At 38.0% G+C, this 21,204-nt stretch carries 19 protein-coding genes and 1 riboswitch; of the genes, 5 read left to right on the top strand and 14 right to left on the bottom strand.

The genetic code is table 11. The features are described from left to right. Positions 1-61: 61 nt before the first annotated feature. From MHH33_RS16230 to kdpA, 5 genes are all read right to left on the bottom strand, one after another. The gene (locus MHH33_RS16230) at positions 62-430 is read right to left on the bottom strand and encodes a hypothetical protein (RefSeq protein ID WP_016428562.1); all 369 of its coding nucleotides are present in this window, start codon (positions 428-430) and stop codon (positions 62-64) included. A 190-nt stretch (positions 431-620) separates the two neighbouring features. After that, positions 621-2,972: a universal stress protein gene (locus MHH33_RS16235; protein WP_342542347.1), complete on the bottom strand. Its 2,352-nt coding sequence runs from the start codon at positions 2,970-2,972 to the stop codon at positions 621-623. 71 nt (positions 2,973-3,043) lie between these two features. Beyond that, complete coding sequence (gene kdpC / locus MHH33_RS16240) at positions 3,044-3,595, bottom strand: potassium-transporting ATPase subunit KdpC (RefSeq protein WP_016428564.1); 552 nt, start codon at positions 3,593-3,595, stop codon at positions 3,044-3,046. Between the two features lie 26 nt (positions 3,596-3,621). Then, on the bottom strand, positions 3,622-5,661 hold the full coding sequence (kdpB, locus tag MHH33_RS16245; RefSeq protein WP_342542348.1) for a potassium-transporting ATPase subunit KdpB: 2,040 nt from the start codon (positions 5,659-5,661) through the stop codon (positions 3,622-3,624). A gap of 32 nt (positions 5,662-5,693) precedes the next feature. Continuing rightward, positions 5,694-7,367: a potassium-transporting ATPase subunit KdpA gene (gene kdpA, locus MHH33_RS16250; RefSeq protein ID WP_342542349.1), complete on the bottom strand. Its 1,674-nt coding sequence runs from the start codon at positions 7,365-7,367 to the stop codon at positions 5,694-5,696. A 685-nt stretch (positions 7,368-8,052) separates the two neighbouring features. Further along, a riboswitch (cyclic di-AMP (ydaO/yuaA leader) is annotated at positions 8,053-8,196 on the bottom strand. Positions 8,197-8,442: 246 nt separating this feature from the next. Between kdpA and MHH33_RS16255 the strand changes: the two genes are divergently transcribed. Beyond that, positions 8,443-8,811: a DUF2294 domain-containing protein gene (locus MHH33_RS16255; RefSeq protein WP_016428568.1), complete on the top strand. Its 369-nt coding sequence runs from the start codon at positions 8,443-8,445 to the stop codon at positions 8,809-8,811. Between the two features lie 299 nt (positions 8,812-9,110). Here MHH33_RS16255 and MHH33_RS16260 read toward each other — a convergent pair whose 3' ends face one another. Further along, complete coding sequence (locus tag MHH33_RS16260) at positions 9,111-9,410, bottom strand: hypothetical protein (RefSeq protein ID WP_016428569.1); 300 nt, start codon at positions 9,408-9,410, stop codon at positions 9,111-9,113. A gap of 272 nt (positions 9,411-9,682) precedes the next feature. Here MHH33_RS16260 and MHH33_RS16265 point away from each other — a divergent pair, with 272 nt between their 5' ends. Both MHH33_RS16265 and MHH33_RS16270 read left to right on the top strand, forming a co-directional pair. Next, on the top strand, positions 9,683-9,829 hold the full coding sequence (locus MHH33_RS16265) for a hypothetical protein (RefSeq protein WP_342542350.1): 147 nt from the start codon (positions 9,683-9,685) through the stop codon (positions 9,827-9,829). Between the two features lie 272 nt (positions 9,830-10,101). After that, on the top strand, positions 10,102-10,497 hold the full coding sequence (locus tag MHH33_RS16270) for a BsuPI-related putative proteinase inhibitor (protein ID WP_342542351.1): 396 nt from the start codon (positions 10,102-10,104) through the stop codon (positions 10,495-10,497). Positions 10,498-10,694: 197 nt separating this feature from the next. On the opposite strand, the gene MHH33_RS16275 is transcribed toward MHH33_RS16270, so the two are convergent. The 7 genes from MHH33_RS16275 to MHH33_RS16305 form a co-directional block, all read right to left on the bottom strand. Further along, complete coding sequence (locus MHH33_RS16275) at positions 10,695-11,255, bottom strand: LysM peptidoglycan-binding domain-containing C40 family peptidase (protein ID WP_342542352.1); 561 nt, start codon at positions 11,253-11,255, stop codon at positions 10,695-10,697. A gap of 496 nt (positions 11,256-11,751) precedes the next feature. Continuing rightward, a complete protein-coding gene (locus tag MHH33_RS16280) occupies positions 11,752-14,844 on the bottom strand; it encodes an SMC family ATPase (protein WP_342542353.1) in 3,093 nt (1,030 codons plus the stop codon). Further along, the gene (locus tag MHH33_RS16285) at positions 14,841-16,028 is read right to left on the bottom strand and encodes an exonuclease SbcCD subunit D (RefSeq protein WP_342543794.1); all 1,188 of its coding nucleotides are present in this window, start codon (positions 16,026-16,028) and stop codon (positions 14,841-14,843) included. The genes MHH33_RS16280 and MHH33_RS16285 overlap by 4 nt, the downstream gene beginning before the upstream one ends. Before the next feature lie 175 nt (positions 16,029-16,203). Beyond that, complete coding sequence (locus MHH33_RS16290) at positions 16,204-16,500, bottom strand: DUF3817 domain-containing protein (RefSeq protein WP_342542354.1); 297 nt, start codon at positions 16,498-16,500, stop codon at positions 16,204-16,206. Between the two features lie 124 nt (positions 16,501-16,624). Further along, a complete protein-coding gene (locus MHH33_RS16295; RefSeq protein WP_342542355.1) occupies positions 16,625-17,491 on the bottom strand; it encodes an AraC family transcriptional regulator in 867 nt (288 codons plus the stop codon). A gap of 200 nt (positions 17,492-17,691) precedes the next feature. Continuing rightward, positions 17,692-18,456, bottom strand: a complete 765-nt coding sequence (locus MHH33_RS16300) for a VanZ family protein (protein WP_342542356.1) — start codon at positions 18,454-18,456, stop codon at positions 17,692-17,694. Beyond that, entirely contained in the window at positions 18,417-18,779 is a 363-nt protein-coding gene (locus MHH33_RS16305; RefSeq protein ID WP_342542357.1) for a PadR family transcriptional regulator, read from the bottom strand. Before MHH33_RS16305 ends, MHH33_RS16300 begins: the two co-directional genes overlap by 40 nt. Before the next feature lie 162 nt (positions 18,780-18,941). Here MHH33_RS16305 and MHH33_RS16310 point away from each other — a divergent pair, with 162 nt between their 5' ends. Further along, a complete protein-coding gene (locus tag MHH33_RS16310) occupies positions 18,942-19,271 on the top strand; it encodes a CHY zinc finger protein (RefSeq protein WP_342542358.1) in 330 nt (109 codons plus the stop codon). 533 nt (positions 19,272-19,804) lie between these two features. Continuing rightward, positions 19,805-20,179, top strand: coding sequence for a hypothetical protein (locus tag MHH33_RS16315; RefSeq protein WP_016428580.1), 375 nt, complete (start codon positions 19,805-19,807; stop codon positions 20,177-20,179). 92 nt (positions 20,180-20,271) lie between these two features. On the opposite strand, the gene MHH33_RS16320 is transcribed toward MHH33_RS16315, so the two are convergent. Then, positions 20,272-21,120, bottom strand: coding sequence for a class I SAM-dependent methyltransferase (locus MHH33_RS16320; RefSeq protein WP_342542359.1), 849 nt, complete (start codon positions 21,118-21,120; stop codon positions 20,272-20,274). Between the last annotated feature and the right edge of the window lie 84 nt (positions 21,121-21,204).

The raw sequence follows: 21,204 nt of genomic DNA on the forward strand, positions 1-21,204 counted from the left end.
TTCCAACGATAATGATTGATATGCGGGCTGCCTTTCACCTATGTTCAAAATTTGTGTACTTTTAAACAACCATCATTTCTTTCAGTGCTGTAGAGAATTCTGAGTTCTGTATTTCAATTGTGGCTTGGTTTACTAAATGTGCAAGAAACGCTTCTTCATCAAAATCTTCAATATCGATTTCGAATCGGTCCAATTCCAACTGGACTTCTTCGTTAATATTCGTTTCAATTTCAATTAAATCCGAAAAAATCAAGCCCCATCTTTTCTCTTCATATAATGTTCCAGCAATTTTTATGATAGTTGAACTGACCGTGGAAGATGGAACAGAGTAATGATTCTTAATCCAGATAGATGTCTCATCATGATTTGCAACAAATTCTAGAACTTCATATCCTAAATCAAAATTCTTCTTAAACTCTACTTTGTTCATAATCTACCTCCCCAATTTTTAATAGATTACTGTCACTATATCCATTTAATCCAGAGATTATACCAATTTACTATGTTGTTCTACTCTATTATTTTTTCTTAAATAGAGTAGAACAACATATCAACCAATGTGCTATTTTCAAACATTAAGAGTTTGGTAAACTTGATAGAATATGTTTTTGCTCACAGCTTCAAAAATTTTTGTCTTTTTCAGACTTATAATCAGCAACAACTAACACATCTAAATGTCGGACTAAACGCAATAGCTTTTGAACTACCGATCCTTTCATGATTTCTTCCACACGTGTTCTAGCTGACTGTCCAATAATGACTTGTGTTGCTTTTCTTTCATTTAGCTTTTGAACTAATTCATACACGACTTTTCTTCGATGCGATGTTTCATATATCTCAAACTCTCCGCCAAGTCTTTCTGTTAATGACTTCACTTTATTTGACATAGATTCCTCTGATTCTGAAAGAGCAGCATGATCTTTTACATAAATTACATACCACCTGGCTTTCAATCGATAAGCAATACGGAATCCCCTTCGAATTAGCCGTTCACTGTCATTCCCTAAATTTACACAAACAAATATTATTTCCTGTTTCCGCCAAGGCCCTCTTAACGTTCGACTTCTCTCCAGAGACTCCAATCTCTCGTCAACATCATCTGCTACTTCACGTAGCGCCAATTCCCGTAACGCAATCAAGTTACCTGTTCTAAAAAAATTATTTAAGGATTGTTCAATTTTCGTTGCAGCATATATATTCCCTTGCCGCATCCGTGTTCTTAAAGCTTTAGCTGAAATATCGATTAATTCTATTTCATCTGCCATTCGAAGAATATTGTCTGGAACCGTTTCGCGAACTCGCACTCCCGTAATTTGTTCAACACTATCGTTTAAACTTTCCAAGTGTTGAATGTTCATAGTAGAAATCACTGAAATACCTGACTTTATTATTTCTTCGACATCCATATATCTTTTTGAATACTTACTAGTAGGAATATTCGTATGGGCGATTTCATCGACAAGAACAACCTCAGGGTTACGCTTTAAAATAGCTTCTGTATCCATTTCTTCTAAAATGACATGTTTATACTTCACTTTTTTTCTAGGAATGAACTCAAGGGTACCAACTTGTTCCAGCGTTTCTTTTCTTCCGTGGGTTTCCAATAAGCCTATCACTACGTCAATTCCATTTCGCTTCAAGATATTTGCTTCACGAAGCATCGTGAATGTCTTACCAACTCCTGGGGCAGAGCCGATGTAAACCTTTAAGGTGCCATTTTTAATTTTATGTACCTCATTTTCAAGTTCTTTATGTGATAGTCGTCGGTATGGATCTGACGTCGGAATTTCTGATTTTTTTGCAGGTAGAATCCGTTCTCCTTCTTTTTCTGCACGATCTGCTACGATAAATAAATCTATATTTTTTGTTTTTCGTAGTATTTTGTTCAAAATTGACCCATACATCACTTCTTCCAATCTGCTACGTTTTGTTTGCCCCACGACTATACGGGTGATTTTTTTCTTCGTAGCGTAATTGTAAATTTCATCAGCTACATCCTCATTTATAATAGGACGTTCTTCAAAAGAACCACCTATTTTTCCCACAAGTTTTTTTATCTCGCGTCTGAACGATTCTTCATTTTTGGTGAGGTTTCTTTTTGATGAACGAAAACAGACAACAAGGAGTTCTGCTCCTAGTCGCTTGGCTATTTGTTGGCCTCGACGGATTAAGATGGACCCGTTCCAATGGTATTGAACGGATACCAAAATTTTTTCAGAGGCACCTGATGCTCCTAACATCCCTTGTTTTTCTCTATAAGAATCCAATACCTCATTTACTTCTTCTGCTACAAACCTTAATGAGAGCTCTCTAAGAACCGCAAGATTGTCACGCAAATATAATTTATCTCTTCCTTTTGATGTAACAATGGTTCTTTCAATTGTTCCATCATGTAATCGCTTTAGTATGGATTCAGGGGTCACATCAATGAGTTTTACTTCATCAGCTAAATCTAATGTATCTTCGGGGACACAATGATCAACCTGTACGCGAACACCTAAAGTTTCTTCAGCTACTTCTCGTACACCTTGCAAATCATAAATATTGACCGTTGTAATCACACTTATTTTTTTATTGATTAATTCTAAAACATCGTCTAATCTTGTTTTATTTTTAGCTTGTGGGGAATTTCGATGTGCTAACTCATCTACAAGAACTAATTCAGGATTTCGCGCAAGAATCGCTTCCATATCTAAATCACATTTTATTATTCCTTCATTGTTCCACTCAATCGGAGCAATATTTTCAAGCTGTCCAGTTTGTTCAACTGTTTTTGGATGGTTCGATACACTAACTAGTCCAACCACGACATCTATCCCACTCTTTTTCATTGCATTCCCTTCTAGTAACATATGATAGGTTTTACCTGACCCGCTCACTGCTCCTAAAATAATTTTCAAGTGACCTTTATTTACTTTCACTATTTCCTGAAGCAGTGCTTCAGGTGACTTCCTCCGAAATTGGTCTACCATGTATCAATCACCTTCCTTTTGCAAGGTAAAAAGAGAGAGTCATTTCACTCTCCCTTTTCTCCTACTTATCGCTATTCATCAAGAGCCAAATTGAGATTCAATACATTTACACGTGGTTCACCAAACACACCTAACTGACGTCCTTCCGTATGTTCCTTAATTATTGTTAATAATTCTTCTTCACTAACTCCCCTTTCAGCTGCAATTCGAGGAACCTGTATCTCAGCAGCTAATGGTGAAATATGTGGATCCAGTCCTGATCCAGAGTTGGTTAATAAATCTGCTGGAATATCTTTCTTTTGAATATCAGGATTATTTTTTAGAAATATGTCAATATCCGATTTAGTTCGTTCAATCATATCTTCATTCGAAGGCGCATAGTTTCCGGACCCAGAACCTGCTGCGTTATTATCTATAGAAGAAACTCTTCCAGAAAAGTACTTTGGGTCATTAAATGTTTGGCCGATTAGCTCAGATCCAACTACTTTCCCATCTTGATCCGTCAATAAGCTTCCCTCTGCTTTTGCTGGCATAATTAGTTGCGAAAAACCTGTCATCGCCAATGGGTAACCTACCCCACATATAAAAAGTAACACGAGCGTTAATCGTAAGTTTTTTAACATGATTCGTCACCTTTGCCTTCATTATTTTATGTTAAATTTATCAAAACTAGCATCAAGTCAATTATTTTTATACCAATAAAAGGAATCATAACTCCGCCAAACCCATAAATAAACAGGTTGCGGTTTAAAAGCTTAGTCGAGCTCATCGGAACATATTTTACGCCCTTCATTGCTAAAGGAATCAACAAAGGAATGATGATGGCATTGAAGATCAGTGCAGACAATATCGCACTTTGCGGTGTTGCCAAATTCATAATGTTCAGAGCAGCCATTTGAGGAATAGCTACCATGAACATCGCAGGAATGATGGCAAAGTATTTTGCTACATCGTTTGCAATACTGAAGGTTGTCAATGCTCCCCTTGTCATTAACAACTGCTTTCCGATTCCCACTACTTCAATGATTTTTGTTGGATCCGAGTCTAAATCAACCATATTAGCAGCTTCTTTAGCAGCAGTTGTTCCACTATTCATGGCAAGACCAACATCTGCTTGAGCAAGAGCTGGGGCATCGTTGGTTCCATCACCTGTCATCGCAACAAGTTTACCCTCAGATTGCTCTTTTTTTATAACAGCAATTTTATCTTCTGGTTTTGCCTCTGCAATAAAATCATCAACCCCGGCTTCGCGGGCAATAGTTGCAGCTGTTAAAGGATTATCGCCAGTACACATCACCGTTTTTATTCCCATTTTTCTTAGTTCATCAAAACGCTCTTTCATTCCTGGTTTAACTGTATCTTTTAAATAAATTAATCCTAAAATTCGGTTACCATCTGCTACGGCAAGCGGCGTACCACCTTCCATCGCAATTTCCTTCGTTTTCTCATCCAAATCACTTGGAACTGTTCCACCTTTTTTCATTACGTAATCTTTGATGGCATTGACTGCACCTTTACGGACTTGACGCCCGTTTGCAAAGTTCGTTCCACTCATTCTCGTCTCCGCTTTAAACTCTACCCCCTCAGATCCGGCTACATTTAGTTCTGATACAGAAACACCCATTTTTCTTGCTAACTCAACGACTGATCGGCCTTCTGGCGTCTCGTCATAGAGTGAAGTATGAAGAGCCACTTTATTTAATTCTTTTTGATTTACATTTTCTACTGGAATAAACGTTGCAGCCATTCGGTTACCAAATGTAATTGTTCCTGTTTTATCAAGGATGATTGTGTTAATGTCACCAGCAGCTTCTACTGCTTTACCTGACATGGCAATCACGTTAAACTGTGTAACCCGATCCATTCCTGCAATACCAATAGCTGAAAGAAGGCCCCCAATGGTTGTTGGAATTAAACAAACTAGCAAGGCAATTAGTGTTGAGATCGGAATGGTCGCATCCACATAAGATGCAATGGGTAATAATGTTGTACAAACAATTAGAAAGATTAACGTTAAACTAACGAGCAATGTATTCAGTGCAATTTCATTCGGTGTTTTTTGACGTTTCGCCCCTTCAACCAAACTAATCATTCGATCAAGGAAAGATTCACCTGGATCTGTCGTTATACGAATTTTGATGCTATCACTTATTACTCGTGTACCACCAGTTACCGAGCAGAAGTCACCGCCTGATTCTTTAATGACAGGTGCAGATTCACCAGTAATTGCTGACTCGTCAACAGAAGCAACACCTTCAATAATTTCTCCATCACTCGGGATCAATTCGTTCGCTTCAACAACAACGATGTCCCCTTTTCTTAAGTCAGTTGAGCTGACCATTTTAAAGCTTCCATCTTTTTGGAGCAGCTTTGCTTTTGTATCTTGTTTTGTTTTTTTCAAGCTGTCCGCTTGCGCTTTTCCTCTTCCTTCAGCCAAAGCTTCTGCGAAGTTGGCAAATAGAATAGTAACCAATAGGATAAAGCTGACGATTCCGTTGTAAAAGGCATTGGACTCTCCGCCAAACATCGTTGGAAAAATTGTTAGAAATAACGTAACAATAAATCCTATTTCAACGACGAACATGACTGGATTTTTCGCCATAAGTCGTGGATCAAGTTTTTTAAATGAATCAATTATTGCCCGCTTGACAATATCATTAGTCAGCGTAACTTTACGCGTTGTGTTCATTGGGGTACTCCTTTATGTTCTATTTTCTTTGCTTATCGAATAGTTAACCATTCAGCAATCGGCCCTAACGCAAGTACAGGGAAAAATGTAAGCGCACCTACGATGACAACTGTTGCCAGTAAGATGACCAGGAATGTGCTGTTGTCTGTTTTAAAAGTACCCATTGTTTCGGGAACCGGTTTTTTGGCTAGTAATGAACCAGCTACTGCAATCATCGCAATCATTGAGAAGTAACGGCCAAATAACATAACCAAACCAGTTGAGATATTCCAAAACGGCGTGTTATCTCCTAACCCCTCAAATCCAGAACCATTGTTTGCTGCCGAAGATGTAAACTCATAAACAACCTGAGAAATCCCGTGATATCCTGGATTCGAAATCGCTGATGAGCCCATCTCAGTAGCCAATGCGATTGCTGTGGGAACAAGAATAATTAACGGATGAATCAATATGGTAATCGCAATCAATTTCATTTCTTTTGCTTCGATTTTTCTTCCTAAAAACTCGGGTGTACGACCTACCATCAATCCTGCCAGGAATACGGCAAGAATAGAGTACATCATGATATTGATGAAGCCTACTCCATCTCCACCGAATACACTGTTGAACATCATTAACACTAATGGAACGAAGCCTCCTAGGGGTGTCAATGTATCGTGCATGTTATTAACTGTTCCTGTCGTCGCTGCGGTTGTAACTGTGGTAAACAAGGCACTTTGAGCAATTCCAAAACGAACCTCTTTGCCTTCCATACTTCCATTTTCTTGAGAAAGACCAATTTTCTCCAGTTCCGGATTTCCATTTGCTTCACTAAAATAAGTAAGTGATAAAAAGGCGAGGAACATGAGTCCCATGGTTGAAAATAGGATGACCCCTTGTTTACGGCTTTTAGCCATTGCTCCGAATGCAAATGGCAAAGCAGTTGGAATCAAGAACATGGCCAGAATCTCTATGACATTTGAAAATGGTGTTGGATTTTCAAAAGGATGAGCCGAGTTAACACCAAAGAATCCTCCACCGTTTGTACCTAAGTGTTTAATTGATTCCAGCGCTGCAACAGGTCCACGCGCAATTTGCTGCATCGCACCTTCAACTGTTGTCGCGGATATTGTGGCACCCATCGTTTGCGGAACACCCTGACCAACTAGAAGCAGTCCTACAACTATGGATAACGGGATTAAGATACGTGTATTTGCCCGTACTAGGTCAACATAAAAGTTCCCGACACTTTTTTGACCAGTGATTCCACGCATGAATGCCAAACATAAGGCAAGACCCGTTGCCGGTGTTGTAAACATCAAAAATATAATGACGGTCATTTGGGAGAAGTAAGATAACCCTGATTCCCCGCTATAATGCTGTAAGTTCGTATTCGTCAAGAAGCTAACTACTGTATTGAAGGCTAAGAGAGGATCCATTGCAGCAATCCCACTTGGATTGGCCGGTAATATCCCTTGCAAACGAATAATGGTGTAACAAGTGGCAAACATGACGATGTTACTAATCAATAAAGCTTTTGCATATTGTTTCCAGTTCATGCTCATTATCGAGATACCCGACATCTTATAAATGGCTTTTTCTACGCCACCAAAAACTTTATCAAGCTTTGTTTCTTCCAAAGAAAATACTTTGGCAATATAGCGCCCCATCGGAATTGCCAGTAGCACAACCAGTAGTAATACAATTCCTATTTGTAAAAAATCCATTTTTGTTTCCTCCATCTATTAAAAAATTAATACTTCTCAGGATGAATTAAGGCATCGATTAGGTAAACTGTTAGTCCTCCGACTAGAATCAATAAGAAAATCATTACTTTCCGCTTCCTTGTTCATCTACAACTTTGTCGCAAAAATGAATGAACCCCAAAAATACTGCAAAAGATGAAATAATTAATGCAATTGAAACGATATCCATACTTTATCTCCCTCTCTTTATTTGTGAATTATATTTTCTCAAGCTCCGTCTTCAAAAATCACCTCCTTTAAAATTGTCCGTACAAAACGCACATCTTTGAATGGTCTCGAGCGTTTGCCTGGAAACAAAAAATAGGCCAATGTTTACTTCTTCCCCACAGTTAAATTCAAACAAATCCATCTCAATCCACACCCCAGTGGGATGTGTCGATGAAAATTTTTGAAATTCAACTTTGTTGGAGAAAAAGTACACATTGGCCTACTTAACGCCCAGCAAGCAATAGCTCTAGCTCTCTTTGCGTTCTGTCTTCCTGTTTCCTTTTTCAAAAGTTCAGTTAAAGCGCCTTAAGAAGTTGGCACTCTAGCTAAAAATCATATATTAATAAACATATAAAAAGACCTACTACAGTCCCCGAGCTTCCTTTTCCGCCTAAAAAAGGCAACAAAAAAAGACTCCCGAAATCAAGGTGGTCTTGTGACCTCCTCCGCTTTAGCCGACGAAGTTAGCTGACGGGTAGGATGGCGAAAGAGCATCTCATCCTTTCTACAGACAAATGTAGAATTAACCCCAAAAAATTGGTTCCTCCGTTCCTGATTGCTCAGGACTAAGCCGATATGTTATTTTCTGTTAATAAAATGTATATTACTCTTGACCCTTTTTTATGTATACAGGTAATTAGAACTATTTTAGACTTTTGAATGTTCAATATCAATCGGAAAATTCAAAGTTCCTATTATTCAGGAATTTTTACGTTTGTATTTTAACTGTGTGACTATAAAAATAAATTCATATTGACAACTTTAACAACACCTCAGTAAGATAAGTCGTTAAGAAGATGTAAAATATAGTCCACCGGAGGAAATACAGTTGCCAATCTCACAGAAGAAAAAGTTAGAAGCTGATTTAAGTGAAGCATTTATAAAGCTGCAACGAGAATTACTCGGTCGTGGCCCACAAGAAACGAAGACCTATATTGTAGGAGATATGGTGATTGCACGATTTAAAGGGGTTCTTACCGTGGAAGAAAAACATCTTGTTTCTCATGACAACGGACGGAAACTGGTTAAACAGATGCGACAAGTCCTGCGCGAAATGTACAGTAAGGATTTTGAGGGCATAGTTGAAAAATGTACAGGTTGTAAGGTACTCTCAAGCCATGCAGATATAAGTACCAAGATGGGTGAACGAATTGAAGTTTTTATTGTGGACAAGGACTTGGAGAAATCTTTAGATTAAATACGATAAAAAAATAATAAGATTCATGTTTCAAACCTATTCATTTGTATGTGATTTTTCGACGATTACTTTTCCACATTTTACCAATACCTCACTATGGCAAAGGATGGTTTCTGACCAAACTCTTTTGTTTTTATTCTCCTTCCTTGAATCCTCTTGCCAGCTTGTCGTGGGAGAATTATTCAGTTTAGATGCTGCCTCCCAACGATTTCGAAAATAGAAAAGAATCCAGCAAATTACTTACATGCTGGATTCTATTATCTAATTTAGTGATAGAAATAAGAAAATACGAATTTCAATCAAGCTTTTGATTTTTCATGAAATGACTGCAAAACCTGCTTTAACGCATCTCTGAACTCAGGTTCTGTAAACTTTTTAATGCTTATGAACTGTCTTTTATCCATACGATGACGATATTCAGACAAATAGCCAACAAATAAATAACCATTTCCCGATAAATGCAATTCTTGTAATACATTCTCTTTGCGAATTGGACTATTGGGATAATAATAGGTCGAGCGATTATTCGAGACTTCTTTACGCTTTAACTCTGGAAACTCATCTAAGACATTTACTACCTGTTCATAAGACATCGGCATGTTTTAGCTCTCCCTTGTTCAGAGTATTATTTCTTTCCTCTCATTTCGAAATATGCCCCTAAATAAGATTTTTCATCCTGACAAGTAATGCTGTAATTAAAAGTTACTAGAAGTCTATACACATAATGAAAAGTTCAGCCTCCCTCGCTAGCCTTATCATTGTAAATAGACCGAAAATTCCACGAATGGTGTCCCATTCATGAGTTCGTAATTATTTTCTGACAACTTTCATATACTACTTCTAAAAAACTATATTAGGGGAGTATTTGACGATGAAACCTGAATATGTGAGTCAAAAGGAAATGGAATTACGTCAAAATCAAGATTTTATTGCTTCTCAAAATATGGTCGCTGAAGGTGCACCCATTTATCATCTGGATAAAGACGATACAGGAGTTGAAAAAGATGATACACTTTAATTCTCGGGCACCAATAATCTTCATAAAATAATAATCAAAAAACCCAGTAACTATTAGAGTCACTGGATTTCTTTTTTATTGGCTCTTTAAAATTTTATTGTTGTTTATCCTACATTTGCGCTTTTTGGAGAAGTACCGAAAAAATAACGAACTCGTTTAATCATTATAAGTAAGGGGTATCATTTCATGGAGAATTGCTGTCCAATTTTCGGATGATTTTCGTCGTAAGGAACCATAAAACTTTAAATAAGGAGGTTAGGGTCATAACAGAATTGAAATGGGATGGAAAAGTCACCGCAGATGTAGATCAAGCTACGTTTACTTTTACAGTTAAAAATAATAGTGAGCAGCCAATAATTCTAGAATTCCCAACGAGTCAGTCTTATGACTATTCAGTGTATAATGCCCAAGGAGAACGAGTGTATCATTTTAGTAAAGGGAAAATGTTTCTCCAAGCACTTCAATATAAAACGTTAAACAAAGGAGAACAAATTCAATTTGAAAGTATCTGGAATTACAAAACGAATGAAGCGGAGAGAGTGCCGGCAGGAATGTATACAGTAAACGCAATATTGACCATTCGGAAAATAAATGACACACTCGTTCATTCACAGCCTTCTACTACGTTTGAATTTTATATTCCGGCTGAAAATACTGCTTTCAAATAGTGTAAATTGAGGGAAAGTGTAAACTAATACAATATAAGTTGAGAGCTCTTTGTTTTCGATTGAACGGGAGTTAAAATAAGTATCAATGGGTTAATAGCAACACTAAAGGACTGACGATGAATATCGTCAGTCCTTTAGTGTTGCTGGTAAAATATCACATAAATTAGATGCGCTTTTCTAGAAATATGGGATGAATATTAAAGTACTCTTTGTGCCCACATGAAGTGTTTTTGTGTCCATGGTCCCCAGACAGAAAAAGTTTTTACACTGTTTGCCGTGTTTAGATTGCTGATCCATTGTCCATTCCCCATATAAATCCCTACATGAGAAATAGTTTTGCCGTTGCTCGCAAAGAACATTAAATCCCCTTTTTTCATATTCTTAAATGAAATTGACGTTCCGATATGTGATTGCTCACGGCTAGTTCTAGGCAAGTTCACGCCAAATTTAGCATAGACATGTTTAGTCCAGCTACTACAATCTGCTTTGTAAGGTGCTAGGCTATAATCTGCTCCGTACACGTATTTTGTTTGTGTTTTAAGAACCTTTGCATAGTCAACAAGATCAGATGGTTTGTCCGGTGTTCTAACAACAATAGATTGACCAATATTAAGTTGATGAGGATTTTTGATTTGCGGATTTAATGATCGCAAATCCTGATAGCCCATTCTGTATTTATAAGCAATGCCGTTTAATGTATCACCTTTATGCACTGAATATGTTGCACCTGCGACTCCTGAAAATGAAAACGCTAACATAAATGATAGAATCAAAATTCTTGTAAGCTTTTTAATAGAAGTTCATCTCCTCGTGAATAATTAGTTGGTATTTTTTTCTTACACTTGGTACAAATTTTGAAATATGTTTTGGTAAGGTCTACTATGTAAAAATATGTAGGTAGAGCGCTTGCAAACTGTTGGCTCATTGATTTAAAGCTACAGTACGAAGGGTCGTTATGTATTTGGCTTAACTTTTTTTTGAGTATAGCATGCAAATTATATAGGAAGTGGTGGTAATTATTACCGAACATTATTTCCCCTACAACTGTCCACACTTCCAATATTTACTGGCAGGTAAACTTTAAAGATTTCAATTAAACTATTGGCTAGAAATTAAATTTTCTTTAATAAATCAAGTATTTTTACATACAAAAAACCAGTATCTCGATGAGGTACTGGTTTTAGATCTGTAGTTTTATTCAAGGAAGTTGTTCTGCTAACAATCAGACAACCACCATCCGAAACACGAGTTTAATCACTTAATAACAAATCGTGTCTCGCTATAGCCTTCTTTCGACTTTCTCACTTCCAATATCGCTGGAATAGCTGTTTTCAATTCCTGAACATGAGAAATGACGCCAATCATACGACCTGATTTTTGCAAGTCGATTAGTGTGTCGATTGATTTGTTCAATGATTCTTCGTCTAGCGATCCAAATCCTTCATCAATGAACATCGTATCGATGGAAACATTGCCTTGGAAGCTTTGAATGACATCGGCCATACCTAACGCTAAGCACAATGAGGCGTTAAATTTCTCTCCTCCGGAAAGCGTTTTGACATCGCGTGTTTGTCCCGTATAGGCATCATAAACATCTAGTCCCAAACCACTTTGTCTTCCTCTTGCTTCTTGACGTTCACTTCGAATCAAATGGAACTGTCCATTCGATAAGTTCTTCAATCGTTCATTCGCCGACACAATAATTTGTTCAAGGTATTCAATCTGCAAGTAGCGTTCAAATGAAATCTTCATTCCATTTTGGCCTCTGATCACGTCATACAAGTCGGTGATTTGATTGAATTCCTGTTCTTTCGCAATGGCTTTTTTACTGGATAACACTATGCTACTGATTAGATTGTTCGCTGCTTTTTTAAAGTCATTTGATTGATTTACTTCCTGTAAAGCCTTTTCATAAACTACTTTCAAAGAAGCCAGTTCATTTTGCAAATCGTTTAAATCGACTTTCGTTTTGTTAGTAAGTTTTATGGACAATTCAGCCACTTGTTCAATCAGTGTATGTCGAGATTGTTTAAACTCCAGAATCTGCTCTTTCAATGAAGTTCTCTCTGAATCTCTTAACTTCGCTTGTTGATAAGGTTCATCTGATTCAAAAGCCGAGGACTCGAGGGCCTTCTTAAATGCAACATTTGCCTTATCTAGTTTAGCCTGTGTCTCTTGCAAAGCTTGTTCGGTATGTGCAATCGTCAAAATAGAAGAAGCATGTTGTTCCCTAGCTTCTTGACGAAGTTGTTGCACCGCTTTCCATGCATTTTCAAGATTGGTTTTGCGTTCACTTGTTTCACGTACTTGTTGTTCTAATTGAGACAAGATGCGCACTTCGGCTGGAATCGATTGTAATTTATCTTCATAAATCGCTTTGCTTTTTTCGTAAATAGATTGTGCTTCTTGATGATTTTTTGTTATCTCAACTTTTTTAACATCCAACTCTTGTACAGCTAGTGACAGCTCTTGGTGTTGTTGTTTTATTTTTCGAAGCACGTCTTTATCTTTTCGCATTTGACTCACTTCAACATCAAATTTAAGACGAGATTCATCCAAAGTTTCATAGACCTTATCAGAATGCGTTAAATCAACACCGAACCCAGCTACTTCTTGCCCTTTAATCGAGAGTTGCTCCATCATAGCGTTTTGTTTGGCTGAAGCATTTCGATAGGAACTGTCTACTTGATTCAAAGTCAATTTTACTTGATCCAGTTGTTCCTTCGAAGGAGCAATAGTTTGATCTTGCTCGTTCTTATTTGGATGCTCCACACTGCCACATACTGGACATGCATCTCCGTCATGTAAATGAGCCGCTAAAACTCGAGCTTGATTAGCAAACCATTCATTTTCAAGCGTCGTGTACTCTGTTTTCACCGTATTATAGCGTGTTTCTTTATCAAGAGTTTCAGTTTCTAGTGTTTTCATTGATTGCTGAATGGACAGAAACTCTTTTAACACTCGGCATTGTTCATTTAACTCGCTAAGTTTTTGTAACTTATCATCAAATGGAATCAACTGATTTTCGAGCCGATCCATATCAAGCTTTATAGCTGTAACAGCTTCATTTTTAGAGTTTATTTGTTCCTCGATTTCCTTGACGTTTACTGATAATTTATCGACTTCATTCTCCATAACTTTTAACTCGGACTCTTTCGAAGTCATATCTTTTACTATTGGCAAGAAATCATATAAACGGACAAGTGACTCGCTTAATTTTTCACGAATCTCCTGCTTGTTCTCTTCTTCAATATATTGAAGGTTCATCTGCTCTAACTTTTCCTTCGCTTTTGCCTCTGAAGTAACCGCTCCATCCCAAAGCTGCTGTTTCTCCAGTACTTCTTTTTGAAGTTCTTTATAGTTTCGTTCGATCCCTTCGATTACGCTTGCTCGTTCTGCCTGTTCAAGCTGCTTTTCTTTGCCTTCAAATAAAGGTAACTGGTCCGTCAACGCCTGCAGCTTCTGTTCTTTTGTTTCCCATTCCTCAAATCGTTCATTTAAGCTTTTGGCTTCATGGAATTCACCTGACTTACTTGTATGGTTCTGGTAAGCATCTTCGTATTTAAAGTGATCTTGGCGAATTTTCTCTTCATAGAAAGAAGCCTCTTCTTCCAATCCCGAAATGACTTGGTGAATATTGTAGTGTTCCTGAGCAAGCACCTCAAATATGGTGGATTCGCGTTTCGGAAACGATGCAGCGATATTTTGAATGTAACTGTTAATCGTGCGTTGCTCAATTTTCAATTCTTCTTCAGCAAGTGCTTTCTTTGTCTTAAGTCGTTCACTAATCATTTTATAAGGCTCGGTTTTAAAGATTTTCCGTAGAATATCTTCTTTGTTTTCTGTCTCAGAAGTTAGTAATTTTCGAAACTCGCCTTGTGGCAGCATCACAATCTGGATGAACTGATTTTTTGTTAGCCCAATAATTTCATCGACTTTATCATTAATTTCTGACACGATTTGCCGTTCAACACATGGAACTTCACGGTCTATTAGCTTTTCATAAAACTCATATTTTTCACCCGTCGCTCCTTTATTGCCTTTTTTCACATGCCCTATTTGGCGTAGGATTCGATACGTTCGCTGATGCATTTCAAATACCAGCTCTACAGATGTATGGACATGGTCCTCTGCAAAGTCACTGCGCATTATACGTGATTCACTTCGATCCGAACCACTTGCCGAACCATATAAGGCAAAGCAAATCCCATCAAAGATGGTTGTCTTGCCCGCTCCGGTGCTGCCGGATACGACAAATAATTGGTTGCCTTTAAGTTCTTTGAAATCAATAATTTCGGTATGTTTATAAGGACCAAAAGCGGTCATCTTTAAGGTAATGGGTCTCATATTTTCAGCCCTTCTTTCTTACCTGGGCTAGTGATTTCCTGTTGCTCCAGTAAGAACTCTTGAAGCACTTCTTTAAAAATATCCTCAGTTTCTTCCGATGCAGGTACCCCTTTTACTTCTTCGTAAAAAGCGTTAAATAACGCTAAGTCATCCATTTTACGACGTGAACCTACCGTGGTTTCTTCATTATCTTTTACAGCAGACAATAGTTTACGTTCTACATGCATTGCATTTGGGTAAACCGAGCGAATCTTTTCCATAGGGAATAAAATCGGTGTTTCATCCAGCAATTTCACAAACACATAATCGTGATTCATTTCATGCTGTAAAATGTCTTCCATTTTCCCTTCAACGGTGCGAATGTCACGTTTAGGTTTGAGTAAACGCTTTTCTACACTGACATTTCCAAGCTCGTCCATCTGAACAATATGGAAACCTTTTTGATGATGCTCTTCAGAAATCGAATATTTCAGTGGAGATCCCGAATAGCGGACCGTCTCATTCAAAACATAATGTGCTTGATGCAAATGTCCAAGTGCCGTGTAGTGGAACTTTTTGAAGTGTGAAGCACTTACATACTCCGCTCCACCAATTGCAAGCGGCCGCTCCGAATCACTCGTGTTTTGATCTTCTTCCCCGTGAGGTGTCACAAAGGCGTGTCCTACCAGCACATGTCTCTTAGATAAATCCATCGAAGACTCAATATGTGCAACCATTTTCTTCATGGCATCATCATGTGTGCGGATCTCTTCATCTTCTAATACATGCCGAACTTGAGAAGGATCAGCATACGGAACTAGATGGAAATGAACTTCTCCGTGTGCATCCTGTAGCACAATCGGCTCTAATTCTTTCTTCAATTGACCCGTAATATAAAAACCATTCGATTTCATCATACGGCTACCAAAGTTCAAACGCCCCGGGCTATCATGGTTCCCCGAAACGGCAATGACAGGTGTTTTCAGTTTCAATACAATCGTTTCAAGTACTTCGTCCAACAAATTCACCGCGTCCGTCGGCGGTACTGCCCGGTCGTATAAGTCTCCCGCGATAATAACGGCATCCGGTTTTTCTTCGGCAATCGCCTCAGTAAATTGTCGTAACACGTATCGTTGTTCGTCCGTCATTGAAACTCCTTGTACTAACTTACCTAAATGCCAATCGGCTGTGTGGAAAAATTTCATCATGTGCTCCTTTCATCATTCATCTGGATTATTATTCTCAGTAGTTTCTCTACATTTATCTTACCTATATATTAAGCCAACAAGATTTCCAAAATAAGTATTATTATACATGATTACGATCAAGTTCTTGGAATCAAAAGAAAAAACACCAGTAAGATATGAATCTTACCAGTGTCTATGCTGTTTCCAATTTTTGAAGCTTGCGATCGAATATGATATTGCCAAACGGAATGAAGGCAACAATCACAGCGATAACACTATAAATAAACGGCCATCTTACGATAAAAGTCATGTACGCAATTACCAGGCAATAGCTGACAAACAGAAACCCGTGGATTGAACCAACGACTCTCACAGCTTCTGGCATTCCAAAGAAATATTTTAATGGCATCGCCAGGAATAATAAGATTAATAGAGAACTGCCTTCCAATAATCCCATGAATCGAAATCGCTTAAGTGGTTTTTCAGACATTATAACCCCTCCTGCTTTCTACACCCCTCATTATAGAGAGGCGTGGGGTAGAGTGTACAGTCATACCGTCCTAATCAAGTGATTTTAATCGAAAGGGTCTTCAAAGATTTGTCACAGTTATGGTCTACTTATTTACGACAGGAATCCAGATCTCTGAATAATAATCCGCCTGACTGGCATCTTCGATCGAATAAACTTCCATTTCAGCCGAACCGCTTGGGCGATAAGAGCTCGACGGGAACCATTCGCTGTAGATTTTCTCCCACATTGATTGAATTGCTTGAGGCATCGGGCCTACTACTTCAAAAACAGCATAAGTCGCCGCGGGGATTTCCATACGGTCATAACGTGCTGGAATCTCTTCTCCATCATAAGCAGTAGCAATCCAATACTCTAAAGTACTTGCAGCTGTATCAATCATGCGACAGACTCCAAGCATTCCTTGCACTGCGCCATTATTCAACGCGACCAATTCGTCATCCACTCCGTTTTGATGAACTTCTTGCCACATTTTTGGAATCTCTCGTGTATTTTCCCCGTTTTCACACGAGAACTCTCTTTTCACACCAATAATCGGAAATGCCTCTTTTTCTTCTATTCGTACCTTCATCGGTAACGCCCCTTTCAATTGTACAGAGATGACCAAACGATTGTAGGAAGTGAATCCTTTGTTCGAAGATCGAGCTTCCGATGGCGACAACCCATGCTGCCGCTTGAATGCCTTCGCAAAAGATTCCGGCGTCTCATACCCGTATTTCAATGCTACATCGATGACTCGCGCATCCGTCAAAGCAAGCTCCTCCGCAGCAAGAGTCAATCGGCGGCGACGCACATACTCCATTACACTCATGTCTGTCAGAACCATGAAAATTCTTTGAAAATGAAATACAGATACATTCGCCTCTGCAGCGGCATCCTCCATTTTGAAAGCAGTCTCTAAATGATTCTCCAAATAATCTATTGAGCGTTGCAGTGCTTCTATCCAACTCATTCCATCACCTCGTAAATTTATCTTATTCCTATTTCGACATTGAATCCTGTCTTTTCCTGCTCGATTCGGACAGGTGGATGATTTTCGCCATATTTATCGGACTCTCGGTCTGATTTTTTGGCGTTGATGTCTGAAAAACCTTCATTTGATCTAAAAAATCTCCCTCTAAAAAACGAGAGAGATTACATATTAGATATTGGTTAACTTGTAGTCTTATAAAATATCGTCAATCTGGATAACTTAGCTACTCGCATCAAGAGCTTGATGAATAAGAATCCAACCGCCGCACCAATCGTATTGAGAATAATGTCGTCAATATCAAATTGGCCAATTTGAAGAATAAACTGTAACACTTCAATAGTAAACGCTATGAACATGCTACCCACAAACACTTGAGTGAATGATTGATATTTTTTAAATAAGATGGGAAGGAAAATGCCCAGAGGGATAAAAATCAACACATTCCCTAACGTATTGTTGATGATAATGTCCACATTGAATTTATCCGCACCCATTAAATATTCAAAAGTATTTCCAAATGGGATCAAATTCGAATTTTGTTGCCATGTGGCTAAATCAAAGAATCCATTAGATTCTGGCGAGATATAAAAGTATTTATTGAAATCACTTTTGTAATTAATGATTATCGATAATATCCTCAAGAAAAGTAAGTTACTTAGAACAATTAAAGAATAGATGCCAAATAAAAGCCAATTAATCTTTCTGAACATTTTATAGTATGGAAATATAGAGTGTTGGAATCCTTCTTCTATACTTTTCTCATCCCCAAAGCTTTGCAATGCTTTTTGTGTGGATTCTGAATCCGAATATCCCTGCTCCAGAAATTCCTGTTTCAATAAAAGGATATGCCCTGTCATTTCTTCAGTCATTTCACTTTTTTCATGTTCATCGCAATTAAGATCACTTACGATCTTCCTAATGTAGGCTTCAATGGTTTGATCCACGCTATTCCCTCCGAACATACTTTGATTAAGTCACTTATCTTCTCCCATTCTTGTAACTTCCGAGCCAACTCTTTTTTCCCCGAATCTGTAATACGATAATATTTCCTTCTGGCACCGACCTCTGGATTATCCCAATAAGATTCAAGCCATTTTTTGTTTTCCAAACGTTTCAAAGCTGGATATAATGTTCCCTCACCCATGTTGTAAAGTTCTCCACTATTATGTTTTAATGTCTTCACCATTTCATAACCGTACATGTCTCTTGTATTTACAATGGACAGAAGTAATATATCGATACTGCCTTTCATGATTTCCTTATCCATTAACACCCCACCTTATGATTAATAACTTTTTACATCGTAACACGATGTATGTTGTTCTACAATGTTTATCAAGAATATTTTTCCATAATTATTTTTAAGTGAATGACTTCCTTTAATTAGTATGGTTAAATGACTTCAATAGCGCTAAAAAGGAGAATACCAATGATCATTCACGGACATCTAGTAAAAGGGAATGATGTCGATAACGAAACACGTTGCCTTCATTACCATTCAGAAATCGATCGAATCGCCATCAAGTTTTATTGTTGCGATACCTATTATCCTTGTTTCTCCTGCCACGAAGAGGTTGGATGCGATTCTCCTCAAGTTTGGCCAATTGAACAGTTCAATCAAAAAGCTATATTGTGTGGCGCTTGCGGACATGAATTGACCATTGATGAGTATCTGTCTTGTAACTCCACTTGTCCTTCATGTCATAGTGCATTCAATCCGGGATGTAGCCTTCATAAGCATCTATATTTCGAGACGTAAATGAAAGAACGTAAGGAACTTCCTAAACAAGACGTTCCTCTTTTTATACGATTCCCTTTATATTTCAGTCATTTGACGGAGGGGAACGAAGAACCATTGGATGAAAGTGCACGATTATAATAAAGACCATTATTTTGCCACACTCAGAAATGCAAATTAAATAGAAACCAAAAAGGACCATTCTATGATTAGAAAAGGTCCTTTTTCTATGATTAGGAAACTGTAGTCCCCAAAACTATGAGTTCTAACAATTACTAGTTCTTTTGCTCGGTTAAATAGTAGTGTTGTGCACCTTACACTAGCGCTAAACGCACGTTTCGAATGAGACAGCAAATATGAAAACCACCTGCTTGATGGTCTCAAAATTCACGCTCATATTGTAGCATAGAGCAAATGAACTCTCTCGCTTTTCACTCTTTAACATAGCCATTTATACTCTATTTCTATTTCAAAATTAAATAGATTCTTTTATTCTATTAGCCCACTCACTTTTCTATCATTTTTATACTCTATTAACAAAGGAGGTGAAAATATTGCCTTATAAAAAACATCATGCACCACATTGTAGCAAGTGTCCGAAACGACCTGGAAATGATCGCTTTAAAGTCTTAACGTTTGAAAACTGTGCCCCTTTCGCTGGTACCTCGAACACAGTTGCTAACATCATTTTTGACGTAGAACCAAATTCCTTGCCCGTTGTTTTGGCTGGAACAATTGAGAACTTCAGCAATGACGGAATTAACGTCATTTTTGAAAGAAGCTCTGGAAATATCACGCGTACTATTTTAGCCCATTCATCTTTGTCATTTATTTATGACGACGTAACGCGTATCTCAGTCTTCGGTTTCGGTCAAGCGTACACTGGATCTTTCAAGTTCCAAGCTACGTATACGTTTGAAGTTGAATAACTTCATTCAAGAACAGGCATGTCTATTTTTCTTTTATGCTCTATTTCAATTGATCTATTTATAGAATCTTTTTTCTATTAGCCCTTACATTACTATCTCGCACTAAAAACGAAAGTAGACAACGATTGTAAAGAAGGATAATTCTTTACGGCTTCTTCCAACAAATTCACTTCGGATTTGATTAGCTCTTTTAATTTCAATGGCATATGGTTAATTTCCTCGAGTTCTTTTTGGTAATCACTTAAAGTCATATCAACTTCCCATTTCCCATCTTGGAGCTTTGTAGAAGATATGGATTGCTCATCGTTAATCGTCCAACCAGCACTCTCAGCAATAGTCGTTAAATCTTTTGGTGTGAACAATGTCCGTACATTTGAGAAGCTGTTCTCTTTGAAGCACTCGTATTGAGCTTGAATATGCACCGCTAAAAAATGAGGATATTGCTCAATGTTTTGAAGTCGTGGATCCCATTCAGCAAAACACAATTGTTTCGCCCATTTCTTCGTTTTCTCCAACAATGCTTGTAATTCATCTGCCGATTTCAAATACCAGGAACAATGCGACAGAACAACGTAATCAAATGAGTTTTCAGGAAAATCGACTTCTGAAGCTAACACATCCAATTCAAACTCCATGCGTATTTGTTTTCCGAGCTTTGACTTCATTAAATATTCTGCTGCGTCTCCAACAGTTATTGGACTTCCATAACTAGGTGGAGCAATGTCCACTCCGTGCACAAAGCCTCTATCCCCTACTAAATACGCAAGAACCGCCGTCGTATCACCTTGTCCACAGCCTATCTCAAGTACACGACTACCTTCTCGAATTCCCCAAAACTCTACAAGCTTCAGGCGGTGTTCAGTTTGCACGAACTGTACGTCTCTCATATGTACATTCGTCGCCATACAGTCCACTATGTGTCGAGTTTTTTCAATGCTCATCGGACACCTCTTTTTTGTTTTATCATATCATTCCATCTTTAATTCGGTTGATTATCCATTGGAGAATGTAGGTCAAAAATCCTT

Source organism: Paenisporosarcina sp. FSL H8-0542 (genome assembly GCF_038632915.1).
In the GTDB taxonomy this organism is placed as follows: Bacteria; Bacillota; Bacilli; order Bacillales_A; family Planococcaceae; genus Paenisporosarcina.